Source organism: uncultured Roseobacter sp., assembly GCF_947493125.1.
In the GTDB taxonomy this organism is placed as follows: domain Bacteria; phylum Pseudomonadota; class Alphaproteobacteria; order Rhodobacterales; family Rhodobacteraceae; genus Roseobacter.
Map to the genome: position 1 here is coordinate 577,663 of NZ_CANLQB010000001.1, position 25,610 is coordinate 603,272.

Annotated in this window: 28 protein-coding genes and 1 other RNA gene; 15 read left to right on the plus strand and 14 right to left on the minus strand. The window is 63.2% G+C overall.

Features of this window, described 5'->3' with window-relative positions; all coding sequences use genetic code 11:
- Window positions 1–48 precede the first annotated feature (48 nt).
- Window positions 49–678: a TetR/AcrR family transcriptional regulator gene (locus Q1A71_RS02850; RefSeq protein ID WP_299671536.1), complete on the plus strand. Its 630-nt coding sequence runs from the start codon at window positions 49–51 to the stop codon at window positions 676–678.
- Window positions 679–684: 6 nt separating this feature from the next.
- On the opposite strand, the gene bmt is transcribed toward Q1A71_RS02850, so the two are convergent.
- Both bmt and Q1A71_RS02860 read right to left on the minus strand, forming a co-directional pair.
- Window positions 685–1,707 carry a betaine--homocysteine S-methyltransferase gene (gene bmt, locus Q1A71_RS02855; RefSeq protein WP_299671538.1) on the minus strand — a complete coding sequence of 341 codons (1,023 nt, stop codon included), beginning with the start codon at window positions 1,705–1,707 and terminating at the stop codon, window positions 685–687.
- Between the two features lie 155 nt (window positions 1,708–1,862).
- Window positions 1,863–2,177, minus strand: a complete 315-nt coding sequence (locus tag Q1A71_RS02860; protein ID WP_299671541.1) for a DUF1476 domain-containing protein — start codon at window positions 2,175–2,177, stop codon at window positions 1,863–1,865.
- Between the two features lie 154 nt (window positions 2,178–2,331).
- Here Q1A71_RS02860 and purC point away from each other — a divergent pair, with 154 nt between their 5' ends.
- The 6 genes from purC (at window position 2,332) to Q1A71_RS02890 (ending at window position 10,234) form a co-directional block, all read left to right on the plus strand.
- Entirely contained in the window at window positions 2,332–3,093 is a 762-nt protein-coding gene (gene purC / locus Q1A71_RS02865) for a phosphoribosylaminoimidazolesuccinocarboxamide synthase (RefSeq protein WP_299671544.1), read from the plus strand.
- Window positions 3,094–3,140: 47 nt separating this feature from the next.
- Window positions 3,141–3,371 carry a phosphoribosylformylglycinamidine synthase subunit PurS gene (gene purS, locus Q1A71_RS02870; RefSeq protein ID WP_299671547.1) on the plus strand — a complete coding sequence of 77 codons (231 nt, stop codon included), beginning with the start codon at window positions 3,141–3,143 and terminating at the stop codon, window positions 3,369–3,371.
- Window positions 3,371–4,039 (plus strand): phosphoribosylformylglycinamidine synthase subunit PurQ, encoded by a 669-nt coding sequence (gene purQ / locus Q1A71_RS02875; protein WP_299671549.1) that lies wholly within the window; start codon window positions 3,371–3,373, stop codon window positions 4,037–4,039. Before purS ends, purQ begins: the two co-directional genes overlap by 1 nt.
- Window positions 4,040–4,076: 37 nt before the next feature.
- On the plus strand, window positions 4,077–5,837 hold the full coding sequence (locus Q1A71_RS02880; protein WP_299671551.1) for an ATP-binding protein: 1,761 nt from the start codon (window positions 4,077–4,079) through the stop codon (window positions 5,835–5,837).
- Between the two features lie 3 nt (window positions 5,838–5,840).
- Window positions 5,841–7,175 carry a sigma-54 dependent transcriptional regulator gene (locus tag Q1A71_RS02885; RefSeq protein ID WP_299671554.1) on the plus strand — a complete coding sequence of 445 codons (1,335 nt, stop codon included), beginning with the start codon at window positions 5,841–5,843 and terminating at the stop codon, window positions 7,173–7,175.
- A gap of 479 nt (window positions 7,176–7,654) precedes the next feature.
- Window positions 7,655–10,234, plus strand: coding sequence for a ribonuclease E/G (locus tag Q1A71_RS02890; protein ID WP_299671556.1), 2,580 nt, complete (start codon window positions 7,655–7,657; stop codon window positions 10,232–10,234).
- A 52-nt stretch (window positions 10,235–10,286) separates the two neighbouring features.
- Here the strand turns inward: Q1A71_RS02890 and Q1A71_RS02895 are convergent, their stop codons facing one another.
- On the minus strand, window positions 10,287–10,517 hold the full coding sequence (locus Q1A71_RS02895; RefSeq protein WP_299671558.1) for a sulfurtransferase TusA family protein: 231 nt from the start codon (window positions 10,515–10,517) through the stop codon (window positions 10,287–10,289).
- A 92-nt stretch (window positions 10,518–10,609) separates the two neighbouring features.
- Between Q1A71_RS02895 and Q1A71_RS02900 the strand changes: the two genes are divergently transcribed.
- The 4 genes from Q1A71_RS02900 to Q1A71_RS02915 all read left to right on the plus strand — a co-directional run bounded on the left by Q1A71_RS02900 (window position 10,610) and on the right by Q1A71_RS02915 (window position 14,966).
- A complete protein-coding gene (locus tag Q1A71_RS02900) occupies window positions 10,610–11,362 on the plus strand; it encodes a cytochrome c biogenesis protein CcdA (protein ID WP_299671560.1) in 753 nt (250 codons plus the stop codon).
- 56 nt (window positions 11,363–11,418) lie between these two features.
- On the plus strand, window positions 11,419–12,654 hold the full coding sequence (locus Q1A71_RS02905) for a hypothetical protein (protein ID WP_299671562.1): 1,236 nt from the start codon (window positions 11,419–11,421) through the stop codon (window positions 12,652–12,654).
- Window positions 12,654–14,006, plus strand: a complete 1,353-nt coding sequence (locus Q1A71_RS02910; protein ID WP_299671564.1) for a cytochrome P450 — start codon at window positions 12,654–12,656, stop codon at window positions 14,004–14,006. Before Q1A71_RS02905 ends, Q1A71_RS02910 begins: the two co-directional genes overlap by 1 nt.
- 69 nt (window positions 14,007–14,075) lie before the next feature.
- On the plus strand, window positions 14,076–14,966 hold the full coding sequence (locus Q1A71_RS02915) for a fructose bisphosphate aldolase (RefSeq protein ID WP_299671566.1): 891 nt from the start codon (window positions 14,076–14,078) through the stop codon (window positions 14,964–14,966).
- Window positions 14,967–15,047: 81 nt separating this feature from the next.
- On the opposite strand, the gene Q1A71_RS02920 is transcribed toward Q1A71_RS02915, so the two are convergent.
- Genes Q1A71_RS02920 through fumC form a run of 3 tightly spaced genes read right to left on the minus strand, consistent with a single transcriptional unit; the run spans window position 15,048 to window position 16,865 of the window.
- Window positions 15,048–15,296, minus strand: a complete 249-nt coding sequence (locus Q1A71_RS02920; RefSeq protein ID WP_299671568.1) for a ribbon-helix-helix domain-containing protein — start codon at window positions 15,294–15,296, stop codon at window positions 15,048–15,050.
- Window positions 15,293–15,469, minus strand: coding sequence for a DUF4169 family protein (locus Q1A71_RS02925; RefSeq protein WP_299671570.1), 177 nt, complete (start codon window positions 15,467–15,469; stop codon window positions 15,293–15,295). Before Q1A71_RS02925 ends, Q1A71_RS02920 begins: the two co-directional genes overlap by 4 nt.
- Before the next feature lie 4 nt (window positions 15,470–15,473).
- Complete coding sequence (gene fumC / locus Q1A71_RS02930) at window positions 15,474–16,865, minus strand: class II fumarate hydratase (RefSeq protein ID WP_299671572.1); 1,392 nt, start codon at window positions 16,863–16,865, stop codon at window positions 15,474–15,476.
- Between the two features lie 227 nt (window positions 16,866–17,092).
- Here fumC and Q1A71_RS02935 point away from each other — a divergent pair, with 227 nt between their 5' ends.
- Window positions 17,093–17,647 (plus strand): hypothetical protein, encoded by a 555-nt coding sequence (locus Q1A71_RS02935; protein ID WP_299671574.1) that lies wholly within the window; start codon window positions 17,093–17,095, stop codon window positions 17,645–17,647.
- A 3-nt stretch (window positions 17,648–17,650) separates the two neighbouring features.
- Here the strand turns inward: Q1A71_RS02935 and Q1A71_RS02940 are convergent, their stop codons facing one another.
- From Q1A71_RS02940 to Q1A71_RS02975, 8 genes are all read right to left on the minus strand, one after another.
- Window positions 17,651–18,163, minus strand: a complete 513-nt coding sequence (locus tag Q1A71_RS02940; RefSeq protein ID WP_299671577.1) for a ClpXP protease specificity-enhancing factor SspB — start codon at window positions 18,161–18,163, stop codon at window positions 17,651–17,653.
- An 84-nt stretch (window positions 18,164–18,247) separates the two neighbouring features.
- On the minus strand, window positions 18,248–19,495 hold the full coding sequence (gene chrA, locus Q1A71_RS02945; protein ID WP_299671580.1) for a chromate efflux transporter: 1,248 nt from the start codon (window positions 19,493–19,495) through the stop codon (window positions 18,248–18,250).
- Window positions 19,492–20,238 carry a chromate resistance protein ChrB domain-containing protein gene (locus Q1A71_RS02950; protein ID WP_299671582.1) on the minus strand — a complete coding sequence of 249 codons (747 nt, stop codon included), beginning with the start codon at window positions 20,236–20,238 and terminating at the stop codon, window positions 19,492–19,494. The genes chrA and Q1A71_RS02950 overlap by 4 nt, the downstream gene beginning before the upstream one ends.
- 124 nt (window positions 20,239–20,362) lie before the next feature.
- On the minus strand, window positions 20,363–20,788 hold the full coding sequence (locus Q1A71_RS02955; protein WP_299671585.1) for an ester cyclase: 426 nt from the start codon (window positions 20,786–20,788) through the stop codon (window positions 20,363–20,365).
- A gap of 81 nt (window positions 20,789–20,869) precedes the next feature.
- Window positions 20,870–21,219: a transfer-messenger RNA gene (gene ssrA / locus Q1A71_RS02960) on the minus strand.
- Window positions 21,220–21,398: 179 nt separating this feature from the next.
- The gene (locus tag Q1A71_RS02965) at window positions 21,399–21,752 is read right to left on the minus strand and encodes a DUF4345 family protein (RefSeq protein WP_299671587.1); all 354 of its coding nucleotides are present in this window, start codon (window positions 21,750–21,752) and stop codon (window positions 21,399–21,401) included.
- Between the two features lie 38 nt (window positions 21,753–21,790).
- A complete protein-coding gene (locus Q1A71_RS02970) occupies window positions 21,791–22,525 on the minus strand; it encodes a leishmanolysin-related zinc metalloendopeptidase (protein ID WP_299671590.1) in 735 nt (244 codons plus the stop codon).
- 296 nt (window positions 22,526–22,821) lie between these two features.
- Window positions 22,822–23,553, minus strand: coding sequence for an FCD domain-containing protein (locus Q1A71_RS02975; protein ID WP_299671592.1), 732 nt, complete (start codon window positions 23,551–23,553; stop codon window positions 22,822–22,824).
- A 71-nt stretch (window positions 23,554–23,624) separates the two neighbouring features.
- On the opposite strand from Q1A71_RS02975, the gene Q1A71_RS02980 reads away from it, so the two are divergent.
- The 3 genes from Q1A71_RS02980 to Q1A71_RS02990 are packed head-to-tail and all read left to right on the plus strand — an operon-like array spanning window position 23,625 to window position 25,609.
- Window positions 23,625–24,398: a DUF2182 domain-containing protein gene (locus Q1A71_RS02980; protein ID WP_299671595.1), complete on the plus strand. Its 774-nt coding sequence runs from the start codon at window positions 23,625–23,627 to the stop codon at window positions 24,396–24,398.
- A 3-nt stretch (window positions 24,399–24,401) separates the two neighbouring features.
- Window positions 24,402–25,109, plus strand: coding sequence for a DUF1326 domain-containing protein (locus Q1A71_RS02985; RefSeq protein ID WP_299671597.1), 708 nt, complete (start codon window positions 24,402–24,404; stop codon window positions 25,107–25,109).
- Window positions 25,106–25,609 carry a DinB family protein gene (locus Q1A71_RS02990; RefSeq protein ID WP_299671599.1) on the plus strand — a complete coding sequence of 168 codons (504 nt, stop codon included), beginning with the start codon at window positions 25,106–25,108 and terminating at the stop codon, window positions 25,607–25,609. Before Q1A71_RS02985 ends, Q1A71_RS02990 begins: the two co-directional genes overlap by 4 nt.
- Window position 25,610 lies beyond the last annotated feature (1 nt).

Genomic DNA, 25,610 nt, shown 5'->3' on the forward strand with positions numbered 1-25,610 from the left:
TTACATATGTTATAGGCTCTAACTTTATCAAGCGAAAAGGAGTGCTTTTTGTCTGAATCCGAAGCGACACTGCCAGACCGACGCTCAACCTATCACCATGGAGACCTGCGCGAGCGCCTTCTGGAGGTGGTGCGTGATCTGGTGGAAACCCATGGTCCGGAGGGCTTTTCCGTGGCGGAGGCCGCACGTCGGGCCGGGGTCAGCACGGCCGCGCCCTACAAGCATTTCAAGGATCGGACGGATCTGCTGAACGCGCTGGTCTCGGATGCCATGGATCGTCTGGCCGGGCAAATGGCGGCTGAGCGTGATCGGTATCCCATCGGGACCTATGAGGCGGTCGCGGGAATCGGTCAGGCTTACATTGATTTCGCGAAGACGGAGCCAGGGATCTTCCGGTTGATGTTCGGCCTCACGGAAGGGCATGAAGATGAAGATGCGCTGCAGCAGAAGGGTAACCTTTGTCGGGAGATCGTCGAAACGGCCTGTGGTGCTTGCATCGGCGCCGAAGCGACGGACCAGGCGGCGGTTTTGTCAGCCTATATTCTGTGGACCAGCGTGCATGGCCACGCGTTTCTCAGCATCGACAAGAAAAACAAGGCCGAGGCCGACGGGCTCAAAGACTGGCACTTCCTGATGACGGTCACCCGTGCGGTGCTGGACGCTTCGGCGCGACGTTGAGCCCGCTCAGCTGGCGATGCGCCGGCGGCGCGAGCTGCGCCGTGTCGGTATTGCGTCCTCCCCGGTGCCATCACTTTGCGACGAGAATGCGCCCAGGCGGTCGACGATTTCCTCCAGCGTTGGCGGATGCTCGAGCGTGCGGGTGTCGAGTGCCTCGCGCATGTGGCGCAGGTGTTCGGGCATGGTGCCGCAACAGCCGCCGATGATGCTGGCCCCGCAGGCCCGCGCCATGACCGCGTAGTCCGCCATGAGCTCAGGCGTACCGTCATAGTGAATATGACCGTCCACATACTTGGGGATACCCGCGTTGCCCTTAGCGATGACCGGGCGGTCCGGGCCCTGCGCGGCGAAGCCGAGGATGGTCCGCAACAGGTCCGATGCGCCGGTGCCGCAGTTGGCTCCGAAAGCCAACGGAGCGGTGTCGCCCAGATCACCGACAAGCTTGACCATGTCGGCGCTTGTCAGGCCCATCATTGTCCGGCCCGCGGTGTCGAAGCTCATGGTTCCGGCCCAGTCGAGGCCGGCCAGCGCAAAACCTTCGGCGGCGGCGCGATACTCTTCCGGTGCGCTGATCGTCTCGAGCCAGCCGATGTCGGCGCCGCCGGATTTCAGCCCGTCGGCAGCCTCATGAAACATCTCGACCGCGAGGCTGTGGCTGAGCGTGCCCACAGGTTCCATAATCTCACCTGTTGGGCCAACCGAGCCTGCGACGATCACAGGGCGCCCGGCGGTATCGGCGATGTCGCGCCCGATCTCGGCTGAGACGCGGGCGAGCTCATGCACACGTTTCTCGGCGCCGTGCAGCGTGAGCCGTGCGGCATTGGCGCCAAAGGAATTGGTCAGGAAGAGATCGCTGCCCGCATCGACCGCGCCGGCATAAAGTGTCTTGATCTTCGCGGGTTCGTCAGTGTTCCAAAGCTCCGGCGCGTCGCCGGACATCAGCCCCATGTTGAAGAGGTTCGTGCCGGTTGCCCCATCGGCGAGCAGGGTGCCCTTTTCGGCCAGCAGGGAGATCATCGGGTTTCTCATGGCGCGCCTTCAACATCAAGGAGACCCTGCGCATGTCACAAACCCCGTTTCAAATCAAATTCATAAAACTCATCTTGGTTATGAATTTGACAACATCGGTGGTCGTGCGCTGGCCCGCGTGTCCGTGCGGGCTGACGCCAAGTTCTTGAGCAGGATCAGTTTTCCTGCATCAACTGAGCTTTGGCTTCGGCCATAAGCTCGATCATTTTTGTACGAATTGTCGTCTCATCCGCGCGCGCGCCCAAGTCGCCCGAGACCTTGCGATACACATCCTCGTCGCCCGCTTCTTCGAAATCGGACTTCACCACTTCCTTTGCGTAGTCGGCAGCGTCATCACCGGATTTGCCCAGAAGCTCCGCCGCCCAGAGGCCCAGCAGCTTGTTGCGCCGCGCTTCGGCCCTGAACTGCATTTCGGCATCATGCGCGTATTTGTTTTCAAAGGCGTTTTCGCGGTCGTCGAATGTGGTCATGGGCTGGTCTCCTGATGAAGGGGTTCGTGTTACACCAGATATGCGAGCTTGGTTCGATTTGCGCAAGTGGCGCTGGCTTGCAGCAACGCAGACCTTCCACTAAGAGGGGCGCTACGTGGCCGCGCTTTTTGCGGTCCGAGGGGAAAGGACGCCTATGGCGCGGCGCAAGAAAATCTACGAAGGCAAAGCGAAAATTCTCTACGAAGGGCCGGAGCCGGGCACGATTGTCCAATACTTCAAAGATGATGCCACCGCCTTCAACGCCGAGAAGAAAGCCGTGATCGAGGGCAAGGGCGTGTTGAACAACCGCCTCAGCGAGTTCTTCATGACCGGGCTCGGCCAGATCGGTGTACCCAACCATTTCATCAAGCGCCTGAACATGCGCGAGCAGCTGGTGCGCAGCGTCGAGATCATTCCGCTGGAGATCATCGTGCGCAACTATGCGGCCGGCACCATGTCCAAACGGCTTGGGATTGAGGAGGGCACACAGCTGCCGCGCCCGATCGTGGAGTATTGCTATAAGGACGACTCCCTGGGCGACCCGTTGGTCACGGAAGAGCACATCGCGGCCTTTGGCTGGGCCAGCCAGCAGGACATGGATGACATCTTGAGCCTTGCGTTGCGGGTCAACGATTTCCTATCTGGCGTGATGATGGCGGTTGGTATTCGGTTGGTGGACTTCAAGATCGAGGTCGGGCGCGTCTTCGACGGTGATTTCCAGCGGCTGATCGTGGCGGATGAGATCAGTCCCGACAGCTGCCGGCTGTGGGACATCGAGACCGGCCAGAAGCTGGACAAGGACGTGTTTCGGCGCGATCTCGGCGATCTGAAGGACGCTTATACCGAAGTTGCCAAGCGGCTTGGGGTGATGCCCAAGACGGCGGCGCCGATCACCAAGCCCACGCTTATCAACTGAGGGCCGCGGCGGGAATTGAGTATTTTTGGAAGGATGAAGGACAGGGCATGAAAGCGCGAGTGCATGTGATGCTTAAAAACGGCGTGCTGGATCCGCAGGGCGAGGCGGTGCGTCATGCGCTGGGGGCGCTGGGGTTCGACGGCGTGAAAGGTGTGCGGCAGGGCAAGGTGATCGAGCTCGATCTCGACGCAGGCGCCACGGAAGCCGATGTCAACGCGATGTGCGAGAAGCTGCTCGCCAATACGGTGATCGAATCCTATTCGGTGGAGATGAGCTGATGCACGCGGCGGTTGTGGTTTTCCCTGGGTCGAACTGTGACCGCGATCTTGCCGTCGCATTCGAGGCTGCGGGCGCCAAGGTCTCGATGGTGTGGCACAAAGACAGCAGCCTGCCGCGCGACGTCGATGTTGTCGGCGTGCCGGGCGGGTTTTCATTCGGCGACTACCTGCGGTGCGGCGCGATTGCGGCCAATTCTCCAATCTGCCGCTCGGTGGCGGATCACGCGCGGCGCGGCGGCTATGTGCTGGGGATTTGCAACGGGTTCCAGGTGTTGACGGAAACAGGCTTGTTGCCGGGGGCTTTGCTGCGCAATGCCGGGTTGAAGTACATCTGCCAGACTGTTGGTTTGAAAGTGGAAACTTCGCAGTCCGCATATACGGAAGGCTATAATGCCGGCGATGTGATCGACATCCCGATCGCGCATCATGACGGCAATTACTTTGTTGATGACGACACCCTCACGCGTTTGAAGGGGGAGGATCGGATTGCGTTCACCTATACCGACAATCCGAATGGCGCACGGGCTGATATCGCGGGCATCCTGTCGGAGAACCGCCGCGTGTTGGGGATGATGCCGCACCCTGAGCGCGCAGCAGACCGCGTCCATGGGGGAACGGACGGACAGGCGCTCTTCCGCGCATTGACGGGCGCGCTGGTCAAAGCGTGACTTGAGCGCTGCGCGCGCTTTCGCGTACTGTCGCCGCATGACGAACGCTGCCGATCCTGATCCTCAGACCCGTGCCATCAACTGGCGTGTGCGGGTGGCGCTGGCGGTGTTGCTTCTGCTCGCTGTGGTTGTGGTCGCTGTCACCAACAAACTGTTGACGGATCGCTTTACCGAAAGCACGCGCAACCGGGCCGAGCTGCGCTTGGCGCTTTACAGCGGGAATTTACTGTCAGAGTTGCGCCAGAACGCCATCGTGCCGCAGCTTCTTGCACGGGACGCGGAGCTGATCGGGGCGCTGAACTCCGCCGACTATACCGCCTCGACCCGGCGGCTGATCTCCTTCGTCGAGGAAATCGGCGCGGCCTCGCTGATGCTGCTGGACATTGACGGGCGCACGGTTGCTGCGACAGACCGCAACCGTCTGGGCTCGAGCCACCGCGCGGATCCCTATTTCGTGGACGCGATCCGCGCCAATGCCACCATCTTTACCGTCGCCGAACGCGAGGCGGGAGGCTACGGCTTCTTTTACTCCCGACGGGTGCAGTCCGGGTCCGATGTGCTCGGGGTGATCGCCGTCGAGGTCGATTTGCAAAAATTCGGTCGCGCCTGGGCGGGCATCTCCGATGCGGTGATTGTGACCGACAGCACCGGCACGATTATTCTGACCACAGAGCCGCGCTGGCTGGGGCGGACGGAGCAGGAGGCCCTGGCGCGGCAGACGCCGCAGAACGCGATCCAGCGGGCCATCCAGGCGACCGCCGATTGGACGGCGCAGCCAACGGACTCCTATCTCGAAGGAGAGGCGGTGATGCGGTTGGAAAACCGTATTCCGTTCCGTGGATGGCGCATGGCGAGCTTCACCACCTATGCCTCCGTGCGAGAGCGGGTGAACGGCGTTTTGGCTCTGGAAATCATGGGCTTCGCGATTCTGCTGGCGCTGAGCTTCTATGCGCTCAGCCGCCGCACAGCGCTGCGCATGGCCTTGTTTCAGCGGGAATCTGCCGAGTTGCGGACGCTGAACGCGGCGCTGCAGCGGGAAATCGCCGAGCGGAAACGGGTGCAGGAAACGTTGGCGGTGGCCGAGCAGACGTTGGAGCAATCGAGCAAGCTGGCGGCCTTGGGCGAGATGTCGGCGGCGGTCAGCCACGAGCTCAATCAACCGCTTGCAGCGATGAAGACCTACCTCGCCGGCGCGCGGTTGCTGCTGCGTCGGAACCGCCAGGATGAGGCGCTCTCCTCCTTTGGCCGGATTGACGATCTGATCGAGCGGATGGGGGGGATCACGCGGCAGTTGAAGTCCTATGCACGCAAAGGCCAGGAGGCGTTTTCTCCAGTGGATATGGGCGATGCGCTGGCTTCGGCCCTTTCGATGATGGAGCCGCAGCTGCGCCAGCAACACGTACAGATCAGCCGGATCGTGCCGGACAAACCGGTCGAGGTGATGGGAGACCGGTTGCGTATCGAGCAGGTCATGGTGAACCTGCTGCGCAACGCCATCGACGCCACCAAATCGGAAGCTGATCCGAAGGTCGAGATCCTGCTGACGGCGGGCGAGACGGCGACCTTGACGGTACGGGACAACGGACCGGGCATCGAGGATCTCGATCAGCTCTTCGAGCCGTTTTACACGACGAAGCAGCCGGGAGATGGCGTGGGGCTGGGCCTCGCCATCTCATCTGGTATCGTGAATGACCTAGGGGGGCGCCTGACGGCGCGCAACGGACAGACCGGGGGCGCGGTCTTCGAGATGCAATTGCCAATTATGGGCAATGAGCACAGTACACAAGCGGCGGAGTAAGCCATGACACAAGCAATGAAAATCGCGATTGTAGATGACGAGCAGGACATGCGGCAATCGATCAGCCAATGGCTTGCCCTGTCTGGCTACGATACGGAAACCTTTGGCAGCGCGGAGGATGCGCTCAAGGTGCTCGGCCCGGACTATCCCGGGATCGTCATTTCCGACATCAAGATGCCCGGCATGGACGGTATGCAGTTTCTCAAGAAATTGATGGGCAATGACAGCGCTCTGCCGGTCATCATGATCACCGGTCACGGCGATGTGCCCATGGCTGTGGAAGCCATGCGCGTGGGCGCCTTCGATTTTCTGGAAAAGCCGTTCAACCCGGACCGGATGAACGAGCTGGCCAAGAAAGCGACCGGTGCCCGGCGTCTGGTGATGGACAACCGTGCGCTGCGCCGCGAGCTCAGCGATGGTGGCCAACTGATGAAGAAGCTGATCGGTCAGAGCCCGGTCATGGAGCGGCTGCGCGAAGATATTCTCGACCTCGGTCAGGCCGATGGCCATGTGCTGATCGACGGTGAGACCGGCACCGGCAAGACGTTGGTGGCGCACGCGTTGCACGCTGTTGGCTCGCGTGCCGGCAAAAAGTTCGTGCTGGTCAGCTGCGGCGCCTATGAGGAAGAGGCGCTGAGCAAACGCCTTTTTGGCCCGATGAACCCCGAGGATGCGCAACTGCCAGCCATCGAAGAGGCACGCGGCGGGACGCTGGTGCTGGAAGACATCGAGGCGCTGACCGAGACGTTGCAGGCGCGGCTGCTCAGTGTGATCAACGAGCAGGGCGCACCGGCGGAGACGCGGATCGTCGCGATTTCCAACCTCCAGGAGGCAGGCAGGACCTGCGAGGACGCGCTGCGCGCGGATCTCTTCTATCGCCTGGCCGCCTTGCGGATTACCGTGCCTCCGCTGCGTCAGCGCGGTGAAGACATTCTGACGCTCTTCACCCGTCTCAGCGAGCAGTTCTCCGATGAGTATGGTTGTGATGCGCCGCAGGTCTCCGCGCAGGAGGCCGCGCAACTGCTGCAGGCCCCTTGGCCCGGCAATGTGCGCCAGCTGATCAATGTGGCGGAACGGGCTGTGCTGCAGTCGCGGCGCGGCTCGGGCACCATCGCGTCGCTGCTGATGAACGATCACGAAGACATGCAGCCGGTGATGACCACCGAAGGCAAACCGCTGAAAGAATATGTGGAAGCCTTTGAACGCATGCTGATCGACAATACCATGCGGCGGCACCGCGGCTCCATCGCGAGCGTGATGGAAGAGCTTTGCTTGCCACGACGCACGCTAAACGAGAAAATGGCGAAATACGGCCTGCAGCGCTCCGATTACCTCTGAGCGCCGCGGGTTTTCGCCTACCTTGCGAAAAACCGCGTAAAATCTGAGGGCTAGGTGCGTTTTGCTGCCCGGCCCTCACATTCCCCATTGTGTTTTATTCCACAACAGCATTATTTAGAGAGATGATGGTGCGCATCACGCAATGCACAACCGTCGGATGAGATTCGCTGCGATGGATGTTTGTGTGACCATTCACACCTCCGCCGCAGACCGATTGGGCCGGAGACGGCCGACGAACCGCTGACGTGACGAGGACCCCAAGGCCCGAACACACGCAGTATAGAATGGACGCGAGGCTTCAGGCCCCTGAACTCGTGTCGGAGAAGAACCGCGATGACGCGCGCCAATGCAGTGAGCAGTTCCGCCATGATCCCTTCGGGTCAGGCGCTGTGCGCGTCTCTGATCGCCCTGACAAGACACATCCCATACCTCGCCGATCCACCAGGGTTCGCGCGGTCATGGCTGTGCAAACTGGTAATATGGCTAAGAAAATGCTTATCGACGCCACCCACGCGGAGGAAACCCGCGTCGTGGTGGTGGACGGCAACAAGGTCGAGGAGTTCGACTTTGAATCCGAAAACCGCCGGCAGCTCGCCGGAAACATCTATCTTGCAAAGGTAACACGGGTCGAGCCGTCGCTGCAGGCGGCCTTTGTCGACTACGGCGGCAATCGCCACGGCTTCCTCGCGTTCTCGGAGATCCATCCGGATTACTATCAGATCCCGGTCGCGGACCGTCAGGCGCTGATGGAAGAAGAACGCGCCTATGCCGAAGCGCAGAAGGCCAAGGAAGACGAGGACGAAAAGCCCAAGCGCCGCTCGCGCAGTCGCAGCCGGTCCAAGGCCAAGGCGGAGACGGCGAGCCCGGATGACGCGGTGGCCACCAAGGAGATGGATGCGGACCAAATCGACGGGATGCAGACCATCGACCTCGATGACGAGGAAGGCTCGTCGCCGATGGAACGGGTGGCGGAGACGCCAGTCGAAGAGCCCGACGATACCCCCGATGAGACCGCGGCAGAGGCTGTCGCTGATGGTGACGCGGAGGGTGCTGAGCACAGCGATGGCGAGGAGGATGATGCGCCCAAGCGCAAATCCGACGCGTCGGCGAAGGACGACAGCATCGAATCCGTCGCCGATGATGATGATCAGGAAGATATCCGCCCGGCGCGCAAGCCGCGCCCGCGGCGCTACAAGATCCAGGAGGTCATCAAGGTCCGTCAGATCCTTCTGGTGCAGGTCGTCAAGGAAGAGCGCGGCAACAAGGGCGCCGCGCTGACCACTTACCTCAGCCTCGCGGGCCGCTATTGCGTGCTGATGCCGAACACCGCCCGGGGCGGTGGCATTTCGCGCAAGATCACCAATGCCGCAGACCGCAAGAAGCTGAAGGAAATCGCCAATGAGATCGAGGTGCCGGATGGTGCCGGGCTCATCGTGCGCACGGCCGGCGCCAAGCGGACCAAGGCCGAGATCAAGCGCGACTATGAGTATCTGCAGCGGCTCTGGGAGCAGATCCGTGAGCTCACGCTGAAATCCATTGCGCCTGCGAAAATCTATGAGGAAGGCGATCTGATCAAACGCTCGATCCGCGATCTCTATAATCGCGATATCGACGAGGTGTTTGTCGAGGGCGAGCGAGGGTACCGCATCGCCAAGGACTTTATGAAGATGATCATGCCGTCCCACGCCAAGAACGTGAAGCTCTATACCGAGAGCCTGCCGCTCTTTGCGCGCTATCAGGTGGAAAGCTATCTGGCGGGCATGTTCAATCCGACGGTTCAGCTGCCCTCGGGCGGCTATATCGTGATCGGGGTGACCGAGGCGCTGGTGGCCATCGACGTGAACTCCGGCCGCGCGACGAAGGAAGGCTCCATCGAGCAGACCGCGACCAAGACCAATCTGGAGGCTGCTGATGAGGTGGCGCGCCAGCTGCGTCTGCGCGACCTTGCCGGGTTGATCGTCATTGACTTCATCGACATGGACGAGCGCAAGAACAACGCGGCGGTCGAGAAGCGCGTGAAGGAGAAGCTCAAGACCGACCGCGCGCGCATTCAGGTGGGGCGCATCTCGGGCTTTGGCCTGATGGAGATGTCGCGCCAGCGTCTGCGTCCCGGCATGATCGAGGCGACGACGCAGCCGTGCCAGGCCTGCCACGGCACCGGGCTCATTCGCTCGGACGACAACCTGGCGCTGTCGATCCTGCGGCAGATCGAGGAGGAAGGCACGCGCAAGCGCTCGCGTGAGGTGCTGGTGCGTGCGCCGGTGGGCATCGCCAACTTCCTGATGAACCAAAAGCGCGAGCACATTGCGCAGATCGAAGGCCGCTATGGTCTCTCCGTCCGGATCGAAGGCGACCCGACGCTGGTCAGCCCGGATTTCGATCTGCAGAAGTTCAAGACGGCGACCCGTGTTGTGACCGCGGCGACGGATCAGGTGGTCTCGGTCGATACGTCGATCATGGATCAGGTCGATGCCGATGACGACAGCGAGACAGAGGCCGATGAGGCGCCGCAGGCCGATCAGGGGCGGCCAGATGAGGGGGATGGCGACGGCAAGCCCAAACGCCGCCGCCGTCGTCGGCGCCGCAGCCGCAACAAATCCAACGGAGCGGACACCCAGGGCAATGAAACGCAAGAGGCTCAGGAGGATGCGCCGGTGAAAAACGGCGCCGATACTTCCGAGACCCCTGCAGAGGCTGAGGCCGAGGCGCCAGCAGACACAGAGGACGCCAAGCCGAAGCGACGGTCTCGCAAGTCCAAGGCCAAGGAAGAAGCCGAAGCGGTTGCGACGGAGGACGCCAAGACCAGCGAACCGGTGCCCGACGAGGTGGCCGAGAAACCGAAGCGCAAGCGCGCGAGCCGCGCCAAGAAACCGAAGGCTGAGGAGGCCTCTCCGGCGGTTGCAGAGCCAGCTGCGACAGAACCCGCCGCGGCGGAGCCAGAGGCGGCACCGCCGGAACCTGTTGCAGCGGACCCGGCGCCGGAGCCTGCTGCAGAGGCAGCACCCGAACCGGCACCATCCAAGCCGAAGCGCAAGGGATGGTGGTCGCTCGGCGGATAAATCGAAATCAGTTCCGCGGAAGGGCGTGCCGGGTGGCGCGCCCTTTCAGCTTTCAGGTTTTGCGAATGACATAGACCTGTACAGGCCCCTCTATGTCTGATGACACAAGCTCGTGGCCTGCTTCTGCACAAAAATGAGGCACATCGACCACGGCAGCAGGATCGTCGGCGCGCATTGTCAGCGTCTCGCCGGCCTTGAGGGACAGCAGCCGCTTGCGGGCCTTCAGGACGGGCAGGGGGCAAAGCAGCCCGGTCGCATCGAGGTCTGTGGTCGTTTGGCTCATGCTCCCCACATAGGGGCGATGTTTCAACCTGTCCACAAGGTTGTGACTGTGCCCTGCGTGACCTCTTAACGCTTATCCGATAGGGGTGAGGCATGTTTGGAATCGAAATCATCGACGCCAGCCTGCTGCCGGCCATGATGGTCGCGCTGCTGGCGGGGATCATCAGCTTTCTCAGCCCTTGCGTGCTGCCCATCGTACCGCCCTATCTCGCCTATATGAGCGGGGTCTCTATCGGGGAGATGAGTGGCGAGGCGGTGGCGCGTCGCCGTGCGATCATCTCGGCCCTGTTCTTTGTGCTGGGGCTGAGTACGGTCTTCATCATCCTGGGCTTCACGGCCTCGGCCTTTGGGGCGTTTTTCCTGCAAAATCAGGTACTTTTCGCGCAGGTCTCAGGTGTCGTGGTGATCGTCTTCGGGCTGCATTTCCTCGGCCTCTTTCGCATTCCGTTCCTCGATCAGGAGGCGCGGCTGGATGCGGGTGATCAGGGCGGATCGAGCTTCGGCGCCTACATCCTCGGCCTCGCCTTCGCGTTCGGCTGGACGCCCTGCATCGGCCCGCAGCTGGGTGCGATCCTGTCGCTTGCGGCCTCGGAGGCCTCGGTCAGCCGGGGCACGCTGCTGCTGGGGATCTATGCCGCCGGGCTCGGCATTCCATTCCTGTTGGCGGCCATGTTCATGACCCGCGCCGTGGGTCTGATGAACCGCCTCAAACGGCACATGAAGATGATCGAGCGCGTCATGGGCGGCTTGCTGATCTTCGTGGGTCTTGCCATGGTCACTGGCGCCTTCACCACCTTCTCCTACTGGCTGCTGGAGCAATTCCCGGCCTTGGCTTTGCTGGGCTGATCCCCTTAAGGTAGAGCGGACCCCTGCGATGCTGCCGGGATGAGTAAGGTCTGGCCATGGGCAGCACGTCTGCGACACAGGTGAAGCGCCGCAGGGTGTTCTATATTCCGGGGTATGATCCGTTCCCGGCACGTCGCTATCGGGAGCTTTATCGCAAGGAAGGTGCCGCGCAGGCGGCGATTTCAGGCTATCAGCTGGACATGCTGGGCAGCGCCGCGGGAGAGCGGTTTGGCTGGCGTGTGCGCGGTGATATAGATGAGCAGAGCACCGAGGCGGAGATCGAGGTGCTGGTCTGGTCCGATATCGTGCAGCAGAGTTTTCATGCCTCCATCACGCGGACCTATCTGGCCATGCTGCGCACCGCATGGATTTACATATCGACCGGTGCGCTGTGGCGGTTGATGCAGCTGCGCAAAGGGCCGGTGATTGCCGCGCTTTATCCGGTGGTGATGCTGACCTGGCAGTTTGTGTTTGCCGTGGCGCTGGGATGGGGTGTGGGACGGATCGTTCAGGTCGTCCTGGCGATGACGCCCATGGGCCCCGGGTTTCAGATCGTCCTGGCGGCGGTGGTCGCAGCCCTCGCCTTTGGCGGGTGCCTGCGCGTGTTCCAGATGATCGACGGGAAGGTCTATGCCTACTACCTGATGCATGATTTCGCGCACAGCGCCTCACGGCGCGGAGCCTATCCGGCGGAGATTCACGCGCGATTGCAGCACTTTGGCACCGCAATCGAGGCCGCATTGGCCGAGGAGGTGGATGAGGTGCTGGTCGTCGGGCACTCGTCGGGCGCGCATCTGGCGGTGACGGTGCTCGCCGATCTGCTGCGGCGGGGGGCCGTGTCCGGGGACGGGCCGGCGCTTGGCTTTTTGTCACTGGGCCATGTGGTGCCGATGATCTCCTTCCTGCCTGACGCCGGGGACATGCGCCGTGATCTGCGATTTCTCTCGACACAAGTGACCATCCCTTGGGTTGACGTGACCGCCCCCGGCGATGGCTGCTCTTTCGCGCTCTGTGATCCGGTTGCGGTCTCTGGACAAGAGACGCCTGAGAAGCGTTGGCCGCTGGTGTTCTCGGCGGCTTTTACCCAAAGCCTCAGTCCGGCGCGGTGGCAGGCGTTGCGTTGGCGCTTTTTTCGGCTTCATTTCCAATACTTATGTGCCTTTGATCGACCCAAGGACTATGACTATTTCCAGATCACCGCGGGGCCCTTGACGCTCGGTGCGCGCTACGCTGGGCGCGCGGCCTCGGCCTCGCGGATCACCCGGGCGGTCAGCAAGTATACGTCGATCTGATGATCCAGCCGCCGAAACCGAAGGCCCGCGCCGACAAGGTAAGCCTCTGGCAGTACATGCGGCTCTTTCGGCGCGATATTCTCTCGGCCCAGCCCGAGCGCCTCTATCGCGCGTGGATGGCCGAGTTTCGCACGCCGTTTTTTCGCAGCTATATGGTCAACGACGCGGAGGTGATCCGTGCCGTGCTGAAGGAGCGGCCACAGGCCTTTCCCAAGTCGGGCCGCGTGGGGTCGGGCCTGCGCCCGCTCTTGGGCAATTCGGTCTTCCTGACCAATGGCGCGACATGGGAGCGGCAGCGGCGCATCATCGACCCGGCCTTTGAGGGCGGGCGGCTGCGCGAGACCTTCCCGTCGATCTGCCGGGCGGCGCAGGATGCGGCGGCGCGCTTTGCCGGACATGCGGGGCGGGAGATCGACATCGAGCCCGAGACGAGCCATGCGGCGGCGGATGTGATCTTTCGCACGCTGTTTTCCATTCCCATTGATCACGCGGTGGCCCGCGATGTGTTCGAGGCCTTCCAGACCTACCAGCGCAGCCAGCCGATCCTGAACCTTGCCGCCTTCGTGCCCGTGCCATCCTGGGTGCCGCGTGGCTACCGGCGCGAGACGCGGGCGAGTGCGCGCCGGATCCGGCGGCTGATCCACCAGTTGACGGTGAACCGGCAGGCCGAGATTGATGCGGGCAGCGCCCCGCAGGATCTCGCCACAAAGATCATGACCACGCCGGACCCGAAGACGGGCGAGCGCTTCGATGTGGAGGAGATGGTCGACCAGGTGGCGATTTTCTTCCTCGCCGGGCATGAGACGAGCGCCTCGGCGCTGGCCTGGGCGCTTTATCTGCTGGCGCTGTTTCCCGACTGGCAGGATAGGGTGGCGGAAGAGGCGCACGGCGCTGATCTTGCTGACTTTTCGCAGATGTCAAAGCTGAAGATCACGCGCGATGTCTTTCGCGAGACGCTGCGGCTCTACCCGCCGGTGCCGATGATGGTGCGCGAGACGACGCAAGCAGAGACCTTCCGCAAACGCGCGATCAGACCGGGCGCGCAGGTGGTGATCAGCCAGTGGCATCTGCACCGGCAGAACCGCATGTGGGAGCGCCCGGATGACTTCGACCCGACCCGCTGGGAGACGGAGAATGGGCAGGCTTGCGCGCGCGACGCCTATCTGCCCTTCAGCGCGGGCCCGAGGGTCTGCCCCGGGGCCGGCTTCGCGATGATCGAAGGGGTGATGATGCTCGCCTCTATCCTGCGCGATCTGAGGGTGGTGCTGGGCAGCGCGCCGCCACCGGTCCCGGTGGCGCATCTGACCGTGCGGTCGCAGAGCGGCATCGCCCTGCGCATTGTCCGGCGCTAACATGTACCATCCCGCGCGCGTCTGTTTTATGGAGAGGCCAAGGGGCGAAATCAGAAGGAATTTTCGATCATGTCAGACCAAAACGTGATGCGCGAGCAGATGAAATCCGGCGCAGGGTTTATCGCCGCCCTTGATCAATCGGGTGGCTCGACGCCCAAGGCGCTGAGCCTCTATGGCGTTGAGCCTTCGGATTATTCGGGCGACGAAGAGATGTTCCGCGCGATGCATGACATGCGCGCGCGGATCATTCTCGCGGATGATTTCACCAAGGACAAAGTGATCGGCGCGATTCTTTTCGAACGGACGATGCATGATACCATCAATGACACCCCCGTTGCCGAATTGCTCTGGTCAGAGCGCGGTGTGGTGCCGTTTCTGAAGATCGACAAGGGGCTGGAAGAGCAGGCAGACGGCGTGCAGCTGCTCAAGCCGATGCCGGGGCTTGAGGAGACGCTGCAGGTGGCGAAGTCCAAGGGGGTCTTTGGCACCAAGGAGCGCTCGGTCATCCATGAGGCCAATGAGACGGGTATCGCGGACAACGTGGCGCAGCAGTTTGAGGTGGCGCGTACGGTGATTGCCGCCGGTCTGGTGCCGATCCTGGAGCCGGAGGTGAACATCCATTCGGAGACCAAGGGTGAGGCCGAGGTTCTGCTGGAGGCCGAGATCGCCAAGCATCTGGACACGCTGGACGAGGGCGTGGATGTGATGCTGAAGCTGACGCTGCCGGATGAACCTTGGCGCTATGACAAGCTGGCGGCCCATCCGCGGGTGCTGCGCGTGGTGGCGCTGTCGGGCGGGTATTCAACCGATGAGGCCTGCTACAGGCTCACGCAGGCGACCAGCATGATCGCGAGCTTCAGCCGGGCGCTGACCGAGGGGCTGAACGTGAAGATGTCGGACGCGGAGTTCAACGCAGCCCTTGGCAGCAACATCGACAAGATTTACCGCGCGTCGATCTAGGACCCTGGTGGGGGGACGCGTCCTCACCCCCATTGAGGGGGGTCGGACGCGGCCCGGCGTTCCGCCGGGCGGGGCCCCAGGTCAGGTGGTCTTTTTAGGGGCGTTCGTGGTGATTTGTGCCTGCAGGTCTCGCAGCACGTAGACCCGGATCGCAGAGGCCAGGCCCATACCGGTGCCGCGCGCGACGTCAATTTCGGCCACGAGCGCGTTGATCGGCTTGTCCTGTCGCGCGGCGATGGCGCGCAGGGCCTGCCAGAAGTCCTCTTCCAGTGAGATCGACGTGCGGTGCCCTTTCAGCGTCACCGAATGCTTCGCCGGGCGCCCGTTCATGTCTCGCGCTTGTGACCGTCGAGATCGCGGGTCGCCTTCGCGGCCTGCGCCTTGTTTGCCTCTTTCTCGGCCTTGGTCCGGCCGAAGCGCACCGTGTTCTCATCAGCCTGCGCCTTTTTGGCGGCCTTGGCCCGCGCCTTGCGGTGCTTGTTGAGATTGATCGGGGCGCTCATTGGATCATTTCGGGCCGACCATGTTTTCGGGTCGCACCACCTCGTTGAAGCGCTCCTCGGTCACGAAGCCAAGGTTCACGGCTTCTTCGATCAGCGTGGTGCCGTTCTTGTGGGCGGTCTTGGCAACTTTCGTGGCGTTGTCATAGCCGATCTCGGGGGCCAGTGCGGTGACCAGCATCAGGCTTTCGCGCATCAGCTTTTCGATCCGGTCTGCATCGGCCTCGAGACCCACCACCAGATTGTCGGTGAAGGCCGAGGCTGCGTCACCCAGCAGCTGCATCGACTGGAGCACATTGTACGCCATCATCGGCTTGTAGACGTTGAGCTCGAAGTGGCCTTGCGAGCCCGCAAACCCCACGGCGGCATCGTTGCCGAAGACGTGGGCACAGACCTGGGTCAGCGCTTCGCATTGCGTGGGGTTCACCTTGCCCGGCATGATCGAGGAGCCGGGCTCGTTCTCGGGCAACACCAGCTCACCCAACCCGCAGCGGGGACCGGAGCCGAGAAGGCGGATGTCATTGGCGATCTTGAAGAGGCTGGCGGCGACGGTTTTCAAAGCGCCGGACATCTCGACCATGGCGTCATGGGCGGCGAGCGCTTCGAACTTGTTGGGCGCGGTGACGAAGGGCAGGCCGGTGATCTCGGCCATGTTCTTCGCGACCATCACATCCCAGCCTTTCGGCGTGTTGAGCCCGGTGCCGACGGCGGTGCCCCCCTGCGCCAGCTCATAGATCCGCCCCAACGCGTCCTTGACGCGCTGAATGCCCATGGCGACCTGATGGGTGTAGCCCGAGAACTCCTGGCTCAGCGTCAAGGGTGTGGCGTCCTGGGTATGGGTGCGCCCGATCTTGATGATACCCTCGAATTCCTCGACCTTGGCCTGGAGCGCGCCGCGCAGCTTCTCCAGCCCCGGCAGCAGCACATCGCGCGCCATCATGGCGGTCGCGATATGCATGGCCGTGGGGAAGGTGTCGTTCGACGATTGCCCCATGTTGCAGTGATCGTTCGGATGCACCGGGTCCTTGGAACCGATCTCGCCCCCCAGGATTTCGATGGCGCGGTTGGCGATGACCTCATTGGCGTTCATGTTCGACTGCGTGCCTGAGCCGGTCTGCCAGACCACCAGCGGGAAGTTATCGTCAAACTTGCCCGCAACAACCTCGGAGGCCGCCTGCACGATGGCATTGCCGCGCTCCGCATCGAGCTTGCCCAACTCCAGGTTGGCCTGCGCACAGGCCTGTTTGATGACGCCAAGCGCCCGCACGACCGCGACAGGCTGTTTCTCCCAGCCGATGGGGAAGTTCATGATCGAGCGTTGCGTCTGCGCGCCCCAGTACTTGTCGGACGGCACCTCGAGAGGGCCAAAGCTGTCGGTTTCCGTGCGGGTCTGCGCCATGATCTCTTCCCTGAAATTGCGGTATCTGCGGTGTAGCCTTGCCAGCCCAGCGGTGCAACGGGCAGATCGTCGGAGCCTCTTTGCGGGCACAATAATTCGTGATCGCTGCCCTCTGCCGCGTCAGGTGCGGGCCGTTGAATGGGCGCGCGGAAATGCTATCTTTGAGTGTAGGGAGGAGCGCGGTCGGCCGCGTGCTCCGTCAGTGCGATGACAGAAGGACCGTCTGGATGAGAGTGAGCCGCCAACTGACGTCGGGGTGCGCCGTGGCACTTACGGCGGCGTTTCTCGTGGTGTGGGCGGCGCAGGCCATGGCCGGAGATATCGCCCGCTTTGTCGGCAGCTACGCGGGCTCCGCCGAGGTCAGCTCTGCCGATGGCAGCAGCCAGAAGCGCGATATGAGCGTGAAGATTTCCAAGACGAAACAAGGCTTTGAGGTCTATTGGAAGACCAGCACCTACCGTCCTGACGGCTCTACCAAGGAGAAGGCCTATACCGTGGAGTTCGTGCCCTCCGACCGCGGCGATGTCTTTTCATCAGCGATGAAGCGCAATGTCTTTGGCCATGACGTGCAACTGGATCCGATGAAGGGCGAGCCCTATGTCTGGAGCCGGATTGATGGGGATACGCTGAGCGTCTATTCGCTGTTCGTCACCGAGGATGGTGGCTACGAGATCCAGCAGTTCAACCGGACGCTGACCGAGGGCGGGCTTGATCTCGATTACAAGAGCGTGCGCAACGGCGAGGTGCAGCGGACCGTGTCGACATTTCTGAAGGCGCAGTAAGCTCTATTTGCGGAAACTGTCGAGCGAGACGATCTCCGCATCCTGCGGTTTTTTCTCACCCTCGTCCTGGTCTGCGCTGGCCGGCAGCTTTTCCTCAGGCTTGATCGCGGGCAGGGTGGTGCCTGAGGTGGGTGTCTGATCTGCGCTGCCTGTCTCGTCGTCGTCCTGCGTCTCGAACCGGAGACCGAACTCGACAGAAGGGTCGACGAAGGTCTTGATCGCATCATAGGGGATGTAGAGCGGTTCGGGCGCGTCACCGAAATTGAGCGTGACCGAGAAGCCGTCCTCGCCGACGTCGAGATTGTCGTACCAGTGCTGCATCACCACTGTCATCTCACCCGGGTAGCGGTCTGACAGCCAATCGGCGAGCTCGGCGTCCGGGTGACTGGTGTCGAAGGTGATGAAGAAATGGTGTGCGCCGGGCAAGCCCCTCTCGGCGACATCGTCCAGCACCTTGCGAATGAGGCCGCGCATGGCCTCATGCATCAGGTTGCCGTAATCAATGCTGCGCCCCATGACGGTCCTCAAATGGAATGTCTGTGGAAAGCATAGCCGATTCCCGCGCGGAGGAAAGAGGGCGTGTCTTGGATTTGTGGCGGATCAGACCGCGCTGAGCAGGAGGCCGGCGGCGGCCATCACGCCCAGCGTTTCGACCATGCCGCGTTTGAGGCCCAGCAAGAGCATAGCGGCGAGCACGGTCAGGCCCACCGCCGAGACGTCGACCGAGGCCAGATCGGGCACGGGCGCTGCATGCCACGGGGCGCCGTGGATCTCGGTGAAGAGCACATGCACCGCGAACCAGACCGCAAGGTTCAGGATCACACCGACCACCGCCGCCGTGATCGCACGCAGCGCCGCCGCGATGCGCGGTTTTGCAGAGATGCGCTCGAGGTAGGGGCCGGCCAGGAAAATCCATAAAAAACAGGGGATGAAGGTGACCCAGAGGGCCAGCGCACCGGCTGCGAAGGCGAGACCCGGGCCGCCCTGTGCAAACCCCGCGAGCAGAGCCACGAACTGCGTCACCAGGATGAGCGGCCCCGGGGTGGTTTCCGCCAGTCCGAGCGCGTCGATCATCTGGGCCGTGGTGATCCAGCCGTAGTCCTGCACCACCGTCTGGGTCATATAGGCCAGCACCGCATAGGCCCCGCCGAAGGTGACGATGGCGAGCTTGGAAAAGAAGAGGGCCACCTGCAGGAGAAACGTGTGATCGACGAGCCAGACGGTTGCCACGGGCACGATCCAAAGGATGCCCCAAAGCGCGATGGTTTGAGCGGGGTGGGGCGCCGCGGCGGGCGAGGCCGGGGCCTCGCCCGCCGCGGCGCCCGCGCCCAGCCCCCCATAGAGGGCGGCGGCTGCGATGATGAGGGGGAAGGGGAGGCCAACGGCAAAGAGAGCCACGAAGGCCGCGCCTGCAAGAAGATACGCCTCTGTCGTCGTCAAGGCTTTGCGGGCGACCTTGAGCAGGGCCTGCAGCACGATGATGATCACCGCGGCCTTGATGCCGGCAAAAGCAGCCTGGACCAGAGGCACCTGGCCGTAAAGCGCGTAGCCGAGGGCCAGCAGCAGGATCACCAGGGCGCCCGGCAGCACGAAGAGCAGCCCCGCGATCAGCCCGCCCAGGGTGCCGCGCAGCCGCCAACCAGCGTAGGTGGCAAGCTGCATCGCTTCCGGACCGGGCAGGAGCATGCAGAGCGACAGCGCGCGCAGGAAGACCTCCTCGCTCAACCAGGAGCGCTCTTCGACCAGTTCGCGGTGCATCAGGGCGATCTGGGCCGCTGGACCGCCGAAGGACAAAAGCCCGATGCGGCCAAAGACACGGACCAACTCGGCCTGGCTTGGCGCCGTCATGCGGCCACCTGGTCCGTCTCGTCCGCGCAGGCCCAGAGATAGAGCGCATCGCAGAGTGTCAGGGCGGCGTCGCTTCGGGCGTGGTCATCCTGTTCGCCGCACTGAAGCCCGGCGAAGACCGCGTTCAGCCCTGCTGTTTCTGGCGCATCCGGGCCGAGTGCCCGCGCCATGCGTTGCAGGGCGGGCGTTTCCAGCCCGTAGCGGCGCAGCATGGCGGAAAAGCGCGGGCTGTCCCCATCGGCGAAAGGGAGTGCGGTGAACCGCGTTGCCACCTCGGCAATGTCGGACCGGGGGACAAAGAGGCAGGTGGCCCTGCGGCTGATGAATCGCCGGATCAGCCAGGCACAGGCGAGCGCATCTCGGCTGGGACCCTGTGCAGTGACCCAGAGGTCGGGGGCGCCGGGTCCGGGCAGCAGATCGAGCGGGACGCGCGGCAGGCCCGCGGCCCGCCAGGCCATTACGCCGCCGTCCAGCACCTGCGCGCGGACCCCTTCGGCGCGCAGCAGGGCGGCGGCGCCCTGGCTGAGCTTGCGGCCTTTCTGGCAGGCGATCACCAGATTTTCCTTTTTGATATCAGAAGGAAGAGCGCTTATGTTGAAGTGATCCCATCGCTGCGCCGTCGGGATCAGAAATGGATCGGCCTGCACGTCTTCATCAATGCAAACGTCAATGATAACAGGCGCTTGCGCGGTTCCAAGCTGGCGCATCAGCGCGATGGGAGAGAGGGTGTCGGCTTGGGTCATGGTCAGCATCCTTGTGGCACGTCAACAGGATGCGATACTTGGGCCAAGGCCTCACGGGGCGATCGCGAACTCCCCTTGCGAAAAGGGGTGCCACAGATCGGCGCGTCAGGTCAATGCCGACGTCTCAGCGCAACACGGTGCCGCCCAACAGCAGCGCATGAGTGTGTTCGGGCAGCTGGCCCAACTGTTCGAAGAAGCGGATGAAGTCGAAGGCCGGATAGCTTTCCGCCTTCTTGTCGCCGTCAAAGCGCAGCATGATCTGCTGGTGGACCTTCATCGGCGCGCCGGTGGCCGCGTTGCGGCAGGTGATTTCCAGCATGGCGCTGATCCAGTCGCCCTCCTCGATCGAATGCAGGATGGTCACGTGGATGTCGGTCACGAAGCTGCGCAGGACGGACACCCATTCGCGGATCTCGGAGGGCTCTATCCCGAAGCCCTGTGCGATGTGTTGAGTGTGCGTGGTGTCGAGAAAGTAGTCCTCGATCACCTCCAGCCGACCCTCTTCCCAGACGGCGGTGTACCACTCTCTCAGAATGTCGGTTTTGGTCACAGCGCAGGCCTGCTCTATCTCTGCCTAAAGATTAACACAGGCGGATTGAGGAAGGTTTAACGGTGCGGGTGGGGGAGGCGAAGTGCAGGCTTCTGTTGCCAGGTGCCTGCGAACCCCGCCTAGTGCTGCAAGGCGCTAGGGCTTAAGATTTCGGAAGCTCCGACTGCTTACGCAGCCATTGCCGCCGGTGCACGATTGTCATTTGCAATTGTACGTTTTGAACCGATAACGGTGGTATCTCACCGAAACAAAGCTAACCCCTTTAGACGTTCGTCGATCCTGTTTCGGCCCCATGATCCCCAAATGAAGGATGTGTGGTGGAGCCGCCGGGTACCGCCCCCGGGTCCGATCCGCTTATTACGAGCGCGTTTATGTCCATAGTTCCGAAGAACACTCGACATATAAGGCGATGGGCGGGAAATCTCAAGGGGAATGCGGCGTACGGTGGTTTTGAGCACAGCGCAACAGGGAAATTCGAATCGCCATATAGATCAAGGGTTAACGAGGCTTTTTTGACGTAAATCCAACGTCGGTATAACGTCGGTATTCTGTCGGTATCGCGTCGGTGGACTGTCGGTGTGCGCCCGGGGTTAACAGCGCGCGCGCTGTCTCAGGTGAGGTTCGCGCCGAGGAAGGCCGCGGCGAGGGCCGCCTCGATGCCGCCGAAGATCAGCACCTTTCGGCGGGGCGGATCGTCGAAGAGCAACGACAGGGCGCGCCCCAGCGCCGCGCCGACAAAGGCAAAACCGATCATCGCATAGGCCAGCGGTTCGTCGAGCCAGAGCGCCGCCGCTCCCGCCACCACGAACAAGCCCCCCACCGACGCACGCATTTCGCTGAGACCCATCGTGCTCTCGGTCGGTGCGAGATCCAGCGCCGCCGCGGTGTACCGCGGGGCGAGAAAGCCGAAGAGCCCAAAGCCGATGGTCAGAAGGCTTGCGGAGAGGTTAAGAACGTCCACCATGTCGGCGGACCTAGGTTGTGCCGGGCGGCTGGCAAGCCTTAGTTCAGCACCACCGGTTCAGGCCGGCCCATGCGGCAGAGATCGCAGATGCGCACCGCTTCGGTGATCCCCATTTCCGCCAGCGCCCGGAAGTCGGGCAGGGCGTAGGCATCGGCGGCGCTCAGATCCACCTCATAGCCGAGGTCCTGAAAGGAGGCGATGGAGAGGCGGCTGATCGGACGTGCGGCCCCCGACAGAAAGCCGGTGAGGAGTTCGTCGCCGAAGATGAGTTCGCGCCAGTGCCCCTCGCGCGTGCCCGCGCCGCCGGTGTTGGCGATGGGGACGGCCGCACCGGTGCCACCCAGAGCGCGGTATTCGCGGGTCGACCCCGGCCCGGTGAAGCGGGGATCATTGGTCCCACTAGCCTGGATCAGCCCCGCGCGCGCCCAGAGCGTGCCGAAGCCCAGCACATGGGCCATCTCGTGCAGCACCACATCTTCGAAACTGGCGTTGGCCTCGAGCCGTTCGACGTCAGCGGTGTCGAACTGCATGATGCCCGCAACCGGCAGTTCGGAGCCGGGCCGCAGGGCGGTGGGGCCGGCCTGGCCCAGCACGCCCTCCGGACCGTCGATCGGGGCGATGGAGACCTCGATGAGTACACCGTCGAGGCGGCGCCCTTCGAAGGTCACCGGCGCGAAGGCGGTCTCGATGATCGCATCCCAGCGATCCGCTGCGCGGGCGAAGGCGCCCCGGCGGGCGTCGGAAATCGGGGTGGTGAAGTCGAGTGTGATCATGGTGGGCCTCATGCCTGGGTTTGACCGGGAACCGCCCGATTGACGTCTTGCGCAAGCGGCGCAGCAGGTGCCCCCGACGGGAACCGTCGGGCAGCGACCGCCCCCCTTCGACAGGGGGAAGGTCGCTTCGCGCCCATCCTCGGACAGGGGGCTGACACCGGAGCGCAACCATACCATCGGCGGTTTGCGGTCATCTTGCCTATAGACATGGGCGTCCGGGTGTCCGGGGAAAACACACGGGCGCGCCAGCGGCACATTTCTGCGAGAAGACAGACCTGAGAACGGCAGGTTCCGGCCTAGCGGCGGGCGGCGCGCGCGGCGAAAACGCTCTGGGCCAGCGTCTGGGTTTCCTGCTCCAGCGCCGTCAGCGCCTCCGCCGTGGCTATAGCATCCTGTGCTTCGATGGCGTCGGCGATGCCTTCGTGCAGCGCGATGATGCGGGCGCGGTCGCGGGCGGTGAAGGTGATCATGTTCATCAGCGGCTGCATGGCCTCGACGGCGCCCGCCAATTGATAGGACAGCACCGGGTTTCCGGCCCCGTCGACCAGCGCGCGGTGAAAGGCCACATCGGAGGCGCAGAAGGCCTCATCGGTCAGCCCCGGCTGGCCCTGGCGGTGGATCTCGGCGCGCATGGTGGCCAGGTGATCGGGGGAGCGGCGCGCCGCCGAGAGCGGGGCACAGGCGCGTTCCAGCGCGTAGCGCGCCTCGCAGGCGGTCTCGAAGCTCACCGCGTTCATGCTGAGCAGCAGCGTCGAGGTGGTGATCTGCTGCGGCTGCGCGGCCTCGAAGCTGAGCCGGTTCACGAAGGCCCCGCCGGTGGCCCCGCGCTGGGTGCGGATCAATGACTGCGCGGCGAGCCGTTTCAGCGCCTCGCGCACCGTGGGACGGGAGACGTCGAAATGATCGGCCAGCTCGGCCTCGGAGGGCAGGCGTTCATCGACGATGAGGCTGCCGGAGATGATCGCATCGCGGATGGCCCCCGCAATCTGAGCAGAGAGGTCGGCGGGTTTCGAGGGGTCGATTTTCATATGTCTTACATTTAGTGTTTGCCCGTTTTCTAAATGTCTGGCATTTGGATCGCAAGGACAAGGGAGGATTCATGCACGGCACCCTGCGCACCACGCTCTGGCTGGGCTTTTTCGCCGCCATTCTGGCGTCGTGGTGGGTGATGTATGTGATGAGCGTCGATATGGACCTCGATCTGCTGGGCCGTCCGGGGCCACAGGGGCAGATGATGGCGGCGATGGACCCGCGCATGCCCATGTATATGCCGATGGCCAATTTCGGGCCGCTCTTCTGGATGTGGGCGATCATGATGGCGGCGATGATGGGGCCGACGCTGGTGCCGACCCTGCGGGCCTACGAAGACCTGATGGTCAGTGCGAACGGCACGCGCGCGGGATGGCTGGGCGTGCTGTTGGGGTATTTTATTGTCTGGGTGGGGTTCGCCGCGGTGATCACCGGCGCGCAGCTGGCGCTGCTCTTTGGTGGTGTGGTGGACATGCTGGGCATTGCGCACAGCCCGTGGGTCGCCGGCGGATTGCTGCTGGCTGTGGGGGCGTTCCAGTTCACGCGGGCCAAGGAAATCTGCCATGGTGTCTGCCATGCGCCCGCGATGTACTTTCTGGGGCATTGGCGCACCGGCTTTGCGGGCGGGCTGCGCATGGGGCTGGGCCTGGGTGCCTTCTGTGTCGGCTGCTGCTGGGGGTTCATGTCTCTGGGGTTTGTGGGCGGCGTGATGAACCTCGCGTGGATGGGTCTTGCGACGCTCTTCATGGTGATCGAGAAGCTGCCTCAGGTGGGGCATTACGTGACAAAACCCATGGGCGTGCTGCTCTGCGCGGCGGGGCTCTATGTGATGATCGGAGGATAGGATATGGCCAAGAACAGACGCAGCGACGCGGATCGCTTGCCGATTTCGCAGCGCATCGACCAGCGGATGCCGAACCCCAAGCGGCGCGACATGAGCCCGACGGAATGGGCGATCAAAGGCGAGCTGTTTCTGAATTGCTCCTGCACCGTATTCTGCCCCTGCGTGGTCAGTCTCGGGGCGCATCCTCCGACGGAGGGGCATTGCCACGCCTGGATGGCGATTGCCATTGACGAGGGGCACTACGAGGGGGAAGACCTGGGTGGTCTGAACATCGGGCTGCTCGTCGACATACCGGGGCGTATGGGCGAGGGGAACTGGAAGGTCGCCGCCTACGTGGATGAGCGCGCGACGGGCAAGGCCTACAACGGGATTCTGCAGATTTTTAGCGGTGCTGCGGGCGGGACCACGGGGCTGTTCACCATGTTGGTCTCCGAGATCATCGGGGCGGAGCGCGCGCCGGTCGAGATCGTGCGCGAGGGCAACCGGCGGTCGATCATGATCGGGCGCAAGATTCAGGGCGAGATCGAGATGCTGGCGGGCAGCGATCCTGCGCATCCGGTCATGGTGAGCAATTCGAAGTATTGGATGGGCCCGGACATCATCGCGGCCACAGGGCTAAAGAGCCGGGTGCGCGACTACGGCCGCGTCTGGGATTTTGGTGGGAAATCGGCCGAGATCTGCCCGATTGACTGGAAAGGCCCCAAGCCGTGATCGATCCGGCCTATGCGCAGATGATGGCGCGCTACAATGCCTGGCAGAACGATTGGCTTTTTGCAGCGGTCGATGGGCTGGACGAGGCGGCGCGCGAGGCCGACCGGGGCCTGTTCTGGGGCTCGATCCGCGCCACGCTGAGCCATCTGATGTGGGGGGATCTGATGTGGATGTCCCGCTTTGACGGCGGTGAGCGGCCCGCACGGCCACTGAATGAGACCGGCGATGCCTATGGCTGGCCCGAGCTGCGGGCGGAGCGCCCTGTTGCGGACGCGCGCATCACGCGCTGGGCTGCGGGTCTCGCAGAGGGTGCCTTTGGCGCCGATCTGAGCTGGTGGTCCGGCGCGGCAGGGCGGGAGATGTCCGAGCCTTACGCGCTGTGCGTGGTGCATTTTTTCAACCACCAGACCCATCATCGCGGGCAGGTGCACGCAGCCCTGACGGCGCTTGGGGTCAAAACCCAGGACACCGATATTCCCTTCCTGCCAGAGGATGCCTGAG

Coding starts and splice junctions, on each gene's coding strand:
- Q1A71_RS02895 (WP_299671558.1), bottom strand. CDS start 10,517: ATGAGCCAAACGACCACAGACCTCGATGCGACCGGGCTGCTTTGCCCC.
- purC (WP_299671544.1), top strand. CDS start 2,332: ATGGCGCGGCGCAAGAAAATCTACGAAGGCAAAGCGAAAATTCTCTAC.
- Q1A71_RS02980 (WP_299671595.1), top strand. CDS start 23,625: ATGCACGGCACCCTGCGCACCACGCTCTGGCTGGGCTTTTTCGCCGCC.
- Q1A71_RS02985 (WP_299671597.1), top strand. CDS start 24,402: ATGGCCAAGAACAGACGCAGCGACGCGGATCGCTTGCCGATTTCGCAG.
- Q1A71_RS02920 (WP_299671568.1), bottom strand. CDS start 15,296: ATGAACGGGCGCCCGGCGAAGCATTCGGTGACGCTGAAAGGGCACCGC.
- Q1A71_RS02890 (WP_299671556.1), top strand. CDS start 7,655: ATGGCTAAGAAAATGCTTATCGACGCCACCCACGCGGAGGAAACCCGC.
- Q1A71_RS02880 (WP_299671551.1), top strand. CDS start 4,077: ATGACGAACGCTGCCGATCCTGATCCTCAGACCCGTGCCATCAACTGG.
- Q1A71_RS02975 (WP_299671592.1), bottom strand. CDS start 23,553: ATGAAAATCGACCCCTCGAAACCCGCCGACCTCTCTGCTCAGATTGCG.
- Q1A71_RS02950 (WP_299671582.1), bottom strand. CDS start 20,238: ATGACCCAAGCCGACACCCTCTCTCCCATCGCGCTGATGCGCCAGCTT.
- Q1A71_RS02900 (WP_299671560.1), top strand. CDS start 10,610: ATGTTTGGAATCGAAATCATCGACGCCAGCCTGCTGCCGGCCATGATG.
- purQ (WP_299671549.1), top strand. CDS start 3,371: ATGCACGCGGCGGTTGTGGTTTTCCCTGGGTCGAACTGTGACCGCGAT.
- Q1A71_RS02940 (WP_299671577.1), bottom strand. CDS start 18,163: ATGGGGCGCAGCATTGATTACGGCAACCTGATGCATGAGGCCATGCGC.
- Q1A71_RS02885 (WP_299671554.1), top strand. CDS start 5,841: ATGACACAAGCAATGAAAATCGCGATTGTAGATGACGAGCAGGACATG.
- fumC (WP_299671572.1), bottom strand. CDS start 16,865: ATGGCGCAGACCCGCACGGAAACCGACAGCTTTGGCCCTCTCGAGGTG.
- Q1A71_RS02915 (WP_299671566.1), top strand. CDS start 14,076: ATGTCAGACCAAAACGTGATGCGCGAGCAGATGAAATCCGGCGCAGGG.
- Q1A71_RS02965 (WP_299671587.1), bottom strand. CDS start 21,752: ATGGTGGACGTTCTTAACCTCTCCGCAAGCCTTCTGACCATCGGCTTT.
- Q1A71_RS02860 (WP_299671541.1), bottom strand. CDS start 2,177: ATGACCACATTCGACGACCGCGAAAACGCCTTTGAAAACAAATACGCG.
- purS (WP_299671547.1), top strand. CDS start 3,141: ATGAAAGCGCGAGTGCATGTGATGCTTAAAAACGGCGTGCTGGATCCG.
- Q1A71_RS02935 (WP_299671574.1), top strand. CDS start 17,093: ATGAGAGTGAGCCGCCAACTGACGTCGGGGTGCGCCGTGGCACTTACG.
- Q1A71_RS02970 (WP_299671590.1), bottom strand. CDS start 22,525: ATGATCACACTCGACTTCACCACCCCGATTTCCGACGCCCGCCGGGGC.
- bmt (WP_299671538.1), bottom strand. CDS start 1,707: ATGAGAAACCCGATGATCTCCCTGCTGGCCGAAAAGGGCACCCTGCTC.
- Q1A71_RS02905 (WP_299671562.1), top strand. CDS start 11,419: ATGGGCAGCACGTCTGCGACACAGGTGAAGCGCCGCAGGGTGTTCTAT.
- chrA (WP_299671580.1), bottom strand. CDS start 19,495: ATGACGGCGCCAAGCCAGGCCGAGTTGGTCCGTGTCTTTGGCCGCATC.
- Q1A71_RS02910 (WP_299671564.1), top strand. CDS start 12,654: ATGATCCAGCCGCCGAAACCGAAGGCCCGCGCCGACAAGGTAAGCCTC.
- Q1A71_RS02925 (WP_299671570.1), bottom strand. CDS start 15,469: ATGAGCGCCCCGATCAATCTCAACAAGCACCGCAAGGCGCGGGCCAAG.